10 protein-coding genes are annotated in these 11460 nt (G+C 38.1%); 1 reads left to right on the forward strand and 9 read right to left on the reverse strand.

Annotation, left to right across the window (positions count from 1 at the left end; all coding sequences use genetic code 11):
- Positions 1-78: 78 nt before the first annotated feature.
- The gene (locus tag RLO81_RS07415; protein ID WP_350109436.1) at positions 79-1368 is read right to left on the reverse strand and encodes a peptidoglycan DD-metalloendopeptidase family protein; all 1290 of its coding nucleotides are present in this window, start codon (positions 1366-1368) and stop codon (positions 79-81) included.
- 153 nt (positions 1369-1521) lie between these two features.
- Here RLO81_RS07415 and RLO81_RS07420 point away from each other — a divergent pair, with 153 nt between their 5' ends.
- Positions 1522-2319 (forward strand): NAD(P)-binding domain-containing protein, encoded by a 798-nt coding sequence (locus RLO81_RS07420; RefSeq protein ID WP_350109439.1) that lies wholly within the window; start codon positions 1522-1524, stop codon positions 2317-2319.
- Here the strand turns inward: RLO81_RS07420 and RLO81_RS07425 are convergent.
- The 8 genes from RLO81_RS07425 to RLO81_RS07460 form a co-directional block, all read right to left on the reverse strand.
- Positions 2311-4380 (reverse strand): protein-disulfide reductase DsbD family protein, encoded by a 2070-nt coding sequence (locus tag RLO81_RS07425; protein ID WP_350109442.1) that lies wholly within the window; start codon positions 4378-4380, stop codon positions 2311-2313. The two genes, RLO81_RS07420 and RLO81_RS07425, sit on opposite strands and share 9 nt — an antisense overlap.
- Positions 4381-4419: 39 nt before the next feature.
- A complete protein-coding gene (locus tag RLO81_RS07430) occupies positions 4420-5673 on the reverse strand; it encodes a DUF3570 domain-containing protein (protein WP_350109445.1) in 1254 nt (417 codons plus the stop codon).
- Entirely contained in the window at positions 5658-5879 is a 222-nt protein-coding gene (locus tag RLO81_RS07435) for a DUF4266 domain-containing protein (RefSeq protein ID WP_350109448.1), read from the reverse strand. The genes RLO81_RS07430 and RLO81_RS07435 overlap by 16 nt, the downstream gene beginning before the upstream one ends.
- A complete protein-coding gene (locus RLO81_RS07440) occupies positions 5866-6906 on the reverse strand; it encodes an FAD:protein FMN transferase (RefSeq protein WP_350109451.1) in 1041 nt (346 codons plus the stop codon). The genes RLO81_RS07435 and RLO81_RS07440 overlap by 14 nt, the downstream gene beginning before the upstream one ends.
- Before the next feature lie 12 nt (positions 6907-6918).
- Complete coding sequence (locus RLO81_RS07445; RefSeq protein ID WP_350109454.1) at positions 6919-7362, reverse strand: thioredoxin family protein; 444 nt, start codon at positions 7360-7362, stop codon at positions 6919-6921.
- 125 nt (positions 7363-7487) lie between these two features.
- On the reverse strand, positions 7488-7862 hold the full coding sequence (locus tag RLO81_RS07450; RefSeq protein WP_350109457.1) for a hypothetical protein: 375 nt from the start codon (positions 7860-7862) through the stop codon (positions 7488-7490).
- A 115-nt stretch (positions 7863-7977) separates the two neighbouring features.
- Positions 7978-8877, reverse strand: a complete 900-nt coding sequence (locus tag RLO81_RS07455; protein ID WP_350109460.1) for an efflux RND transporter periplasmic adaptor subunit — start codon at positions 8875-8877, stop codon at positions 7978-7980.
- Between the two features lie 5 nt (positions 8878-8882).
- Positions 8883-11460 (reverse strand): CusA/CzcA family heavy metal efflux RND transporter (locus tag RLO81_RS07460; RefSeq protein WP_350109463.1); only part of this gene is annotated, 2578 nt, incomplete at its 5' end.

Raw genomic sequence — 11460 nt, forward strand, 5'->3', positions numbered from 1 at the left:
GTTTGAATTGATGGCTAAAACTAAACAAAAAATGGCAGGACAAAATTGCCCTGCCATTTCATTTTTATTAAGTTCTGATCATTTTGCGCTTGCATAAAGAGGTTCTGCTTCCTCTTTGAATTCTATAGCCTCTAGTTGAGCCATCATGGATTGCATACTGCTATCGAAATCCAACATATTTTCTTCTTTAATTGGCGCTGAAGGAGGGAGGTCTACTTTCAGTGCATCAATCTGGACTCCGTTTTTCCAGAAACGATAACAAAGGTGATTGCCCGTTGCCAAACCAGTGCTTCCTACGTAGCCTATGATTTCTCCTTGTCTTACTTTTTTACCCGGCTTTACACCTGATTTTATTGCTGACATGTGTAAATACTGAGTTGTGTATGTAGCGTTGTGCTTTAGCTTAACGTAGTTGCCATTATATTTTTGATATCGGGCCTCCAGTATTATTCCATCACCAACCGCTCTGATAGGTGTGCCTCTTGGTGCAGCGAAATCAGTTCCTCTGTGTGCTTTCCACCTTTTTTGAACTGGATGGTATCTGTTACCAGAATACCTTGAACTAATTCGTGTAAAATCTAATGGATATTTTAATAATGCCTTTCTTAAGCTGTTTCCATTCTCATCAAAGTAGTCAATACCATCTCCCTGATCGTAATGGAACGCATAAAAATCGTTGCCAAAATGCTCGAAGTAAATTGATTTGATTTTACCTGTACCAATAGGATTGCCATCTACTAAATGATCCTCATAAATGAGCTTAAACTTATCGCCTTTTTGAAGTCTGAAGAAATCTATTTGCCAGGCAAATACGTCTACAAATGCATCTGTTAGTTGTGCTGAAAGACCAATATCTTTCATTGTAGTTGCCAAGTTGTATTCAATAATCCCTGAAACACCCTTTTCTACTATTTCAATATCTTTCTGTTTTTTCTCAACGCTAATCGTGTCTTTTAAATTGAAGATAACATACTCGACAGGGTTGTGCTCATACACAAATGCCTTCGCTGTTTTTAAAGAATCTCTCTCGCAGATGAGTGTGTATTTCTTGTTAGCCACCAACTTTCGCACATCAAATACTGATTTTGATGCCTTCGCCAATTTAAAAATGGCATCATTGGTTACATTGTGGGCAGTAAGAATTTCCGCAATATTTTGGTTACGCTTAATTTTATCTTCTATGATTACAAGTGAATCTACCACCATACCATAAAGTATTTTGGGCTCGTATTTAGGAGCCACTTGTATGGAATCAGTTTTTTCAACCAATGGTGGTTCAGGTACAGAATGATCAAACCTCGGCAAAATGAAATACAAAGCCGCAGTAATCAACAGCAATAAGAGAATGCTCAGATTTCTTTTAGACATGATTTTTGTAGTTTAAAAAATAGCTTTGATCAAAATTTGATGCAAAGTAGAACAAACAAAGGCTAATTATAGTCATTACGTAAGAAAAAAGCTAAAATTATTGCAGAATTCATCAATAACTCTAACCTAATGAAGGTAACCCCTTGATTTTATATGACTTACAAAGCAAAGAAAATATCAATTATTGGTTTGGGCTGGTTGGGCAAGGCATTAGCAAAACTACTTTTAAAAGACGGACACGCTGTTAGAGGTACAGTGTCTTCTCAGCAGAAATGTGAGCACATGGTTGCCGAAGGAATTGAAAGTTCTGTATTTAGGTTGGGAGAAAAAGTGCACTCTGACTTACTTGACTGTGATGTACTGATATATACTATTCCTCCTAAAGGTGAAAATTATCTGAGTTTATTGGATGACTTTATTGCACAGGTGCCTCATGCCCCACAGCTGATTTTCATTAGTTCTACATCCGTTTATCCTAACTTAAACAGGGTGGTTACAGAAGAAGATGCCGCTGATATTCCATCTCCTCATACTGGAATATCCTTATTGAAAGCGGAAGGCCTATTTGTTAAACACCAGTTAACACCCAACATCATTCGATTTGCAGGATTGTTTGGTGGTGATCGAATTCCCGGGCGATTTTTGGCCGGCAAACAAAATGTAAGCGGGGCTGAAAGCCCTGTCAACCTTATTCACCAGGAAGATTGCATAGGGCTGATCAGGGCCATCATAAATAAAAATTCAAAAGGACTTATAATTAATGGTTGTGCAGATTCACACCCTACAAAAAAAGAATTTTATTCGGTCGCGGCTCAAAAGGCTGGTTTGAAAGCTCCCACATTTTCAAATGAAACCACAGATTACAAAATAATTAGTAATACCCATTCGAAAGAAACCCTTGGTTACGCTTACAAGCACTCTGACGTAATAGCTGCACTCGACTTAATATAACTCCTTATAACGTTTGACTCCTTTATTTAAGAAATTGATAAAATTTTGAGGGTCTTTATCATAGGCCACAGGACTGACCATCACTTGCTCATCAGCGCCTAACAGAATATAAAAGGGCTGTGCATTGTTATTGAGCCTTCTTATTTGGAGATCAGCATTTTGTTTACCGATGGTCTTTTTCACCTTGTTGTCGTACTCAGAAGTATACCATTGTTCTTCAGGTAGAACTGTTTTATCATCTACATACAAAGCTACAATCACATATTCTTCTTTAAGTATTTGAAGCACCTGTGGATGCGACCAAACAACTGCTTCCATTTCACGGCAATTGGTGCAACCGTGGCCAGTAAAGTCAATAAACAAAGGTTTATTCTGTGCCCTGGCACAAGCTAATGCCTGATCATAATCAAAGTAACCTTTGAGCCCATGAGGCAAATGCAGAAAATCGGCATACATAGGCTCATCACAGGTTTTGTAATTATCATCATCAATTTTCTCAGATACGATATCGAAATCATGGGTGTACATGGGTGGTAAATAACCTGCCAACGCTTTTAATGGTGCGCCCCATAAACCAGGTATCAGGTAAATGACAAATGTAAATGTGCAAATCGCCATGATAAGTCGAGGTACACTAATTACTTCCATCGGACTATCGTGTGGTAACCTTATTTTGCCCAAAAGGTAGAACCCCATCAAACCAAAAATCACCACCCAAATGGCGATATTAATATCTCTGTCTAAAATTCCCCAGTGAAACGCCTGATCCGCGATGCTCAAGAACTTAAATGCAAGTGCTAATTCTATAAAACCAAGAACAACTTTTACGGTATTCAGCCAACCGCCTGATTTTGGCAATGTGCTCAACCAGCCGGGGAAGAAGGCAAAGAGCGTAAATGGAATGGCAAAGGCCAGTGAGAATGCAAACATACCGGCAATGGGTTTCACAAATTCACCACCTGCAGAACTTACCAAAATACTACCCACAATTGGGCCTGTGCATGAAAACGAAACTAAAACCAGCGTAAAAGCCATGAAGAACACTCCAATGATGCCACCTCTATCTGCCTTTTTATCCATGGTATTTACTAAGGAACTCGGCAAGGTAATATCAAATAAACCAAAGAAAGAAAGTGCGAAAACCACAAATACCAAGAAGAATATAAGGTTAGGAATCCATTCTGTTGACAGGTGGTTGGCTGTTTCCGGCCCCATTAATGGTGCAATAGCAGAACCTATGATAGTATAAATGAGAATGATAGAAAAACCATATAGTAGTGCCTGAAACTTTCCCTTTCCCTGACCTGTAAAAAAGCTTACGGTCATAGGAATTAATGGAAATACGCATGGTGTTAACAATGCAGCAAGACCCGCCACAAAAGCAAAGATCATGAACCAAATAATTGATTTATCCCTTTCTGTTTCAACAATCAAATTGGGGTCGAGGATTGGCCCTTCGTTGGAAGTGAAGGTTTGAATTTCTGAAGACTTGACCAGATCTGTTGAGTCTAGACTAGTTTCTACTTTTTCTACCTCCTCTGATTTTACTTCCTCTCTTATCGGAACATTGGTTTCTTGCTTTGCTTCTGATTTTGTTTCTGATTGCGCATTTGCCGAAGCAATGATTTTCAAAGCACTAAAATCAAACTCATCATCAAAAGGAATGCACTTGCCATCTACATCTGAGCATACCTGATAGTTATACTCACCTGTTAGATTCAGCTTATTGCTTAAGACTTTGACAGTCTGTCTAAACTCACCATGTTTTTTAAATATTCGAACATCGCACTCGAAAACGTCATCGTATTTATCAATTGGGTTAATGGCACGAAGCCCTCCAACTAGTTCATAGCTTGGATGCGCAACAAAATCAAATGTGGTAACCGTTGGCCCACAATCAGGATCGAAATCGGAAGAGTATAAATACCAATCTTTGTCAATAGTCGCTTGAAAAATAAGATCCAGCTCTTCACCCACTTTCACTTCTTGTTTCGAAGTAGATGTTGACCATGTGGCTGGCTGCAATACCTGAGCATTAGCAGAATCAACTGCTAATAGCATTAGGCATATTACGGTTAATCTTTTTATTAAATTCATTCCTTAAAATGTAAATGTCATATTAAAACTGAGTGAATACGCATCCAAATCACCTCCGCCCGGATCATTGGTATTATTCCCTTCACGCGTATAATCTGCATACCTTACTTCCACAGACTTAAACTTAGTTACTTTACCTGTTTTTTTGCTAAATGGCCCTTTAAATCTGGCCAGACCATAGATTGGTGAGTACTTGAAGCCAAAACCCAAAGAAGTAGTGTTAATTTCAGATAAATCATAATCTGAAGTATAAAACTCATCAGTTAGCTCATGCTGGCCGAATGGTTTAAAGTAATCGGCAGCAGTTTGAGTATGGTAGCGATAGAACGGATAGATGGTTAAAGTACTGAATACTTTGATCGGTGTTTCTATTTCAAAGGTATTAGCGGTAATGCCAAAATCATCATAGTAATATCTGTAATAGCCTCTCAACACAACATAATCATTAAGATAGTAATTGAGTCTTAACCCCAACGGTATTTTAAAACGAGTGTCAGGTAAGTTCTCCGTTCGTCTCTCTTTTAAGAAAATATTAGATTCCCCATCATTAAAATACACACGATGGAATGGAGTTGAAAGCCTGCCTGTTTGGTAAACAAGCTCTCCTGAAAATGAGGCCTGTAGTTTTTTATTGATCACTTGCGATAGGGTAGAAGTGAAATTAAATGATTGACGCTGTTTTTCATTGTTCAAACCATCTGTTCCCCTCAATTCTGTTGGAAAAATCAACTGCCAGGTATCAAAATAAGCCATCCCGCTAAGGCTCAACTCCCTGTTCTGGTCTTTCGATTCCTTGGCAAAACCATACCCTGCAGAAATGGAAGTATAATCATACTCTACTGAAACCCCTGCTTTATAGCTTTGGGTAACTTTCGCTGCGCTATTCTTTCGCTGGTAGTTGATATTTGTATAAAACCTGGTATCTGAACTCGATGCTGTTGATAGGTTAACATTTTCCAAGTAAGGATCATCAATTCTATCGGTGCTGGCAGATGAATACTTATCAAAACCAATGTAAGCCATTAAGTTTCTGGCCGTATCCAAAGGGATATTCACGATAAGCGATGGAGCCACATTAGATAGTTCTTCTGTTCCTCGCCCTCCTTGTACCGCACCATTATTACCATCTTGTTCGTAGTAATTGAAAAGAAAGTTTACTTCTGTTTCATCCAATTCCTTAAAGGTTTCCTGTGCACTAGTCATGCTGGTTAGCCCTGCCAGCACAAGTACTAACCAATATTTCAGTTGCATCCGCATCCGCCTCCTGTTTTACCACCGTTGGCACCAGAAGCACCTTCGCGATATGCCTGAAAATTTGTTTCGTATACCGCCACTTTTCTGGCGTTTAATTCCATATTCTCGTCATTGAGATATATTTTTTGATAAGCCTCTACTGAAACACAGCTTTGAAAAGCTATGCCCACTATGAGGGCTATCCCTATGATTATTCTATTCCTTTTCATGCCCTATCGTTAAATTATGAGCTGTTTCATTAATTGATTCTTCTTTGTAATAGTTCAGTTTTAATGAACTACTCGTATGAATTTCGTCATCATCATCTACTAAAAGTGCTTCAACGCCTTTCAATTGATTTACCAGACTAAGTCCCTTATCCTTGCCAAGAATAAATACGCTTGTTGCCAGTGCATCCGCTAATTCTGCATCAGGGCAAAATATAGTTACACTTTTTAAGCCTTTTACCGGCCAACCCGTTGTTGGATCAATAATGTGAGAATAATTCTCCCCATTAATGGTGATCACCTTCTCATAATTTCCTGAAGTTACCACTGCTAATTCTCCGACCGTAACCCAAGCTAAAACTTCACCTTTATTTTTAGGATCACCAATGCCAATACTCCATTCATTACCGTTTGCTTCTTTGCCCCAGGTAATTAAATCGCCACTGGCATTTACTATGCCGCTCTCAATACCCATGGCTTGCATAATTTGCTTACCACGATTGGCAGCATAGCCTTTGCCTATGGCTCCGAAACCAATTTTCATTCCTTCTTCTTTCAGAAAAACAGTTCCATTTTCCTTATCAAGAATGATATTATTGTAATTGATTTTTGAAACCGAGCCTTTAATATGCTCCTCAGTGGGCAGTTCTGTAACGGAGCCATCGAACTTCCATATTTTATCCATTGAAGCATAGGAGATATCGAAGGCTCCATTTGTAAGCTTAGAAATTTTCTTAGCCCTTGTGATTAAATCGAAAAGTTCTTGATCGACTTTCACAGGTTTTATGCCCGCGTTACGAATGACTTCACTCGTTTGAGAGTTGGGGTCCCATGAGCTAATTAGCTTTTCAATTCTCGTCACCTCGTTAATGCATGCTTCTACGGCTTTTGTTGCTACGGTTTCATCATTATGAATAGCTGTAATTTCAAACCGAGAGCCCATTAATAGCAAAACTTTTTTAACCGGCTTGGGAGCAGAAAAACTTTGAATGTTAATGAGCAATACAATTGCTAACAATCCATTACGCATATCTGTATTGATTTAAAAAACCGACTCTAAATATTGAATGAAATTGTCTGCCCCTCCTTTTTGATAGCCTGTTTTGGCAATTGCTTCCCCATCACTATTAATTAGTACTACCAGTGGAAATTCTCCAGTTGTATTGTACTTAGCAGCCAATTTTTCGTTATGCTCTGTTTGCTCATCGCTGAGTTTGTTCTTCTTTAATCTTGGAAAGTCTAGCAGCAGCAATACCAGATTTTCTTCAGCATAAACCTTGAATTTTTCATCCTCAAAAACTTCTTTGGTAAGCATGATGCACGGTCTGCACCAATCAGAGCCCGCAAAACTCATAAGAATAGGCTTTGCTTGTTCTTTGGCTAGGGTTTTAGCTTCCTCAATATTGGTTAGCCACAGTTGGCTCTCCTGAGCAGAAGCTGAAATTGCTGCAGCTATAAGCAAAATCATTGAAATAAATTTTTTCATGTTATTAAAATTAACCTTCTAATACCGATTTAATGTGAAAAATTGCCTTTCAATTATGTCTTACTAAGTAAACTTAAAAGACTTATATGAAACTAGATTCCTTTATAATTGAAAGAATTGGGGGATTATACGAGTAAAGGGGGTCCTCGGAAAGTTAATTGGGAGAATTTATGACTTTTTAGTGGCGCTGTTGAAACGAATGACCATTTTAAAACTCCAGTTGGTGAATTAGCAATTTCTGAAATGAGATTACTGTCTTTTGAAGGTATTAAATCTATTTTATGAAAATCAGTATCCTCAATTTCTACATCTTCAAGGTGATTCTCCCGTCTATCAAGCTCAAAAGCATGTCTCAAGAAGGCTAAAAATCCTGTTTCCTGCTGGCAGCTTTGAATATAAAAGTTACCAGCATTCATATCGACATGCTTATGCTGAACAACTGTATGCAGCATGAGAAGCATTACGGGTATCATCAGAAATATTTTAGCAAATCTTTTCAATGGCCTAAATTTACATATCTAAAAATCTTAATTAACTGATATTGATCAGGTCTTAGACAAATTTATAACAGAATTAGCTCCTATGTATTGCCTATTGATATGGCAAATACTATTCTTATTTCAAGTTAATTTCTGCCTCCACAAACATCCCGGGCATGAGCTGTATTGAATCTAATGAAGATTCAATATGTGCATGTATTCCCGCTGTGCGCTTTTCTGCATGTATTATGCTATTAATTAAATAAACTGATGCATTCAGTTGAGCACTACTATATTCGGGAACCATAAATGTAATTGGTTGCCCCTTTTTTACCTTAGCAATATCACGCTCATATACTTCCAGTTCCAAATGCAGATGATCTGTGTTTACGATTTCAACGGCAGGAACTTTTGCATCTAAATACTGTCCTGTACTAATATTAATCATCGAAATCATTCCACCAATAGGGGCATAGATATTTATGGTTGGAGAAAAGTCTCCTTGTTCCAATTTATTGATATTAATATTCAAAAGCTTCAATTGCTCCTTTAAGCCTTGAAATTTTGATTTAGCAGTACGATAATCTGCTTCCACTTTGCTGAAACTTTTTTCTGAAGCAATGTTTTCATTGGCTAACTCTTTTTGTCGGTTGTAATCGCTTTGCATAAACTCAATGTTTTCTTTGGCCGTTAAATATTCCTGCTGCATATTGAGATAGTCAGGATTTGTTAGTGAAAACAGATATTCCCCCTTTTTTACATATTGGCCATTTAATAAGGATAATGATCTAACATAACCTCCATAATAAGCGCTAATTATTACTTTGTTTTCAGGGGGCACTTCAATGTAACCTCTTACTTGAATTGAGTTATTATCAACAGGGTCTTTTGGAGCAGCATTTTTTGTTAAATTTTCAATTGCCCCCGTTTTTGAATTATTAACTTGACTATCGTCCGCAAGTTGATTTTGTCCATCTTCACAGCTTAAAAGAAATGCTGTAAGACTGAATAGTATGATTATATTAAGTGATTTCATTTCGATTAATTCATTAAATAGTTAATTGATAGTATGGTCAGGTTGTAGCTTAGTAAGGCATCAATCCTGCCCGTTCTAATTTCAATGACTCGTTCTAATATTTGAATGTATTGTAAATAGTCTATTTCGCCCTTTTGATAAGAAACGTCCGCTGTTTTCATCAGTGATTCAGCCAGTTCACGTCCAGTATTCTCGTAATATTCTAGCGATTTGACATCGCTTTCCAATTCAGTTAAGAGTCGTTTCTTTTTTGCCGTTAATTGTATGTTTAGATTTTCTCTCTCTTTGCTAATGATTTCTGATCTTATTTTTGACTGTGTTACCCTAGCCTTTTGGGCACTATAGAAAAGTGGAATACCTATGCCTACTTGAAACCCTGAATATATTTCAGACATTGGTGCGCTGTTGGTACCCCTGAAATATTCAACATTCAAATCAGGCAGAAAACCGGCCTGTTGCCATTTTATTTCCTGATCAATAACTTTTTCCCGTTGGTTGTAAAGTATTAATTGAGGGTTATTAATTGAATCAATCAAATCTAAAGGCAATTTCTGCAGTGAATTATCAGCCACCAGAAAAGCTTCGTCTATTTGTACCTGCGCATACAATGATTCATATGCTCCTTTAATTTGTTGCTTAGTTTCATTCAATTTTAAATTTACCTGGTGCTGCTTGCTTTGTGCTGTTAAACTTTCCAGTGCATTTGTTTCTCCTAACTCGTACTTTTTTTCAGCCGCTTTTCTAAACTCAGAATAAATTGAATCCAGCACTCGGTACTCATCCAACAAATTTGTGAAATACACTACTTTCAGGTATGATCTGGAAACATCCTCCTCTAATTTGTAGAGTTCAAGACTATATTGCTGCTGTTCTAAATTTGTTCTTGCCTTATTTAATTTCAACCTGTTGGAAAATACAGTAGGGAATACCAAAGATTGCTGTACGCCCCAAACACGCAGTGGCTCACCGTTAGGTGCGATGTTATTTTCGTCATAACTATAGTATGCGTCTGTCTTATCAATCTCAAAGGCTGTTTTTTCCAGTGCTTTTTGTTCATCCACTAGCAGTGATGCTCCTTGGGCTCCTGCATTGTGTTTTTTTGCTAATTGAATAGTCTCTTCCAATGAGTACGTCTTTTGCTGAGCATGAGAATTATTCGTTAACGTTAACATGAAAGCAATGACTATGACCATAGAAATAGGTTTTGAAATATTGGCTACGTTTCCTTTGAAAAACATACGATAGAGGGCCGGCAATACAAATAATGTCAGCAGCGTAGCGGTAATAAGGCCTCCAATTACTACTGTAGCCAGTGGGCGCTGTACTTCTGCTCCGGCAGAGGTAGAAATGGCCATCGGTAAAAAACCGAGTGCTGCTGCACTTGCTGTTAGCAATACAGGTCGTAGTCGGGAGAGTGTACCTTGAATTATCAGCTCATCAATTGATTGGTGTTTGCCTTCTTGTTGCAACTCCTTGTAATGCTCTATGAGCACAATACCATTAAGCACAGCAATGCCAAAGAGAGCAATAAATCCTACACCGGCAGAAATGCTAAATGGAATATCTCTTATCCATAAAAACAATATGCCTCCTACTGCCGAAAGTGGGATAGCCGTGTAGATAAGAAAGGCATCTCTAAGCGTATTAAAGGCAAAATGAAGCAAGATGAAAATAAGAAAAAGAGCTATTGGAACTGCAATATAAAGTCTGCGCTGCGCACTTTGTAAATTTTCAAACTGACCGCCATATGCAACATGATAGCCTGGTGGTAAATCAAGTTGTGCTGAAATTATACCGGAAACATCGTCTACCACAGACTGTAAATCACGCCCCCTGACATTTACACTTACCACAATTCTACGTTTAGCATTATCTCTTGCTATTTTAGCAGGACCGGTGGTATAATTTATCTCTGCAAGCTGATTGATAGACACATGTTGGCCAGATGCTGTTGTAATGAAAGAGCTTCTAATATTGTTAATATCCTTTCGGTGGGCTTGATCGTACCTTACAACAAGGTCAAAACGCCTTTCACCTTCATAAATACTACCCGCCACTTTACCTGCAAACCCAGAATTTATTACTTCATTAACTTCTCTAATTGTTAGACCATACCTGGCTATTTGATCTCGGTTATACTTCACCAGCATTTGCGGCAGGCCATCAATTTTTTCAACAATAATATCAGATGCACCTTCTACCTCTGCTATTAGCTTTTTAATATGGTCGGCTTTCACAACAAGGGTATCCAAATTTTCGCCAAATACCTTAATGGCTAAATCTGCACGCACTCCAGTTATTAATTCATTAAACCGCATTTCTATAGGTTGAGTAAATTCATAATCAACCCCTTCTACTGTGGCCGTCAACGCCTCTTTTATTTTATTCGCCAGCTCATCTTTAGAGGTTGCCACTAGCCATTCCGATGGTGGCTTCAATGTAATGATAACATCAGTTTCTTCCATTGACATGGGGTCTGTGGGCACTTCTGCAGCTCCTATTCTGGTTACCACCTGCTTCACTTCATTAAACTGCTTTACAACACCTTCAATCTGGGTAACGGTTCTAATAGTTTCACTTAAA

The sequence above is a fragment of the Fulvivirga sp. genome (genome assembly GCF_040220315.1).
Lineage (GTDB): Bacteria > Bacteroidota > Bacteroidia > Cytophagales > Cyclobacteriaceae > Fulvivirga.

Coding starts and splice junctions, on each gene's coding strand:
- RLO81_RS07415 (WP_350109436.1), bottom strand. CDS start 1,368: ATGTCTAAAAGAAATCTGAGCATTCTCTTATTGCTGTTGATTACTGCG.
- RLO81_RS07420 (WP_350109439.1), top strand. CDS start 1,522: ATGACTTACAAAGCAAAGAAAATATCAATTATTGGTTTGGGCTGGTTG.
- RLO81_RS07425 (WP_350109442.1), bottom strand. CDS start 4,380: ATGCTATTAGCAGTTGATTCTGCTAATGCTCAGGTATTGCAGCCAGCC.
- RLO81_RS07430 (WP_350109445.1), bottom strand. CDS start 5,673: ATGCGGATGCAACTGAAATATTGGTTAGTACTTGTGCTGGCAGGGCTA.
- RLO81_RS07435 (WP_350109448.1), bottom strand. CDS start 5,879: ATGAAAAGGAATAGAATAATCATAGGGATAGCCCTCATAGTGGGCATA.
- RLO81_RS07440 (WP_350109451.1), bottom strand. CDS start 6,906: ATGCGTAATGGATTGTTAGCAATTGTATTGCTCATTAACATTCAAAGT.
- RLO81_RS07445 (WP_350109454.1), bottom strand. CDS start 7,362: ATGAAAAAATTTATTTCAATGATTTTGCTTATAGCTGCAGCAATTTCA.
- RLO81_RS07455 (WP_350109460.1), bottom strand. CDS start 8,877: ATGAAATCACTTAATATAATCATACTATTCAGTCTTACAGCATTTCTT.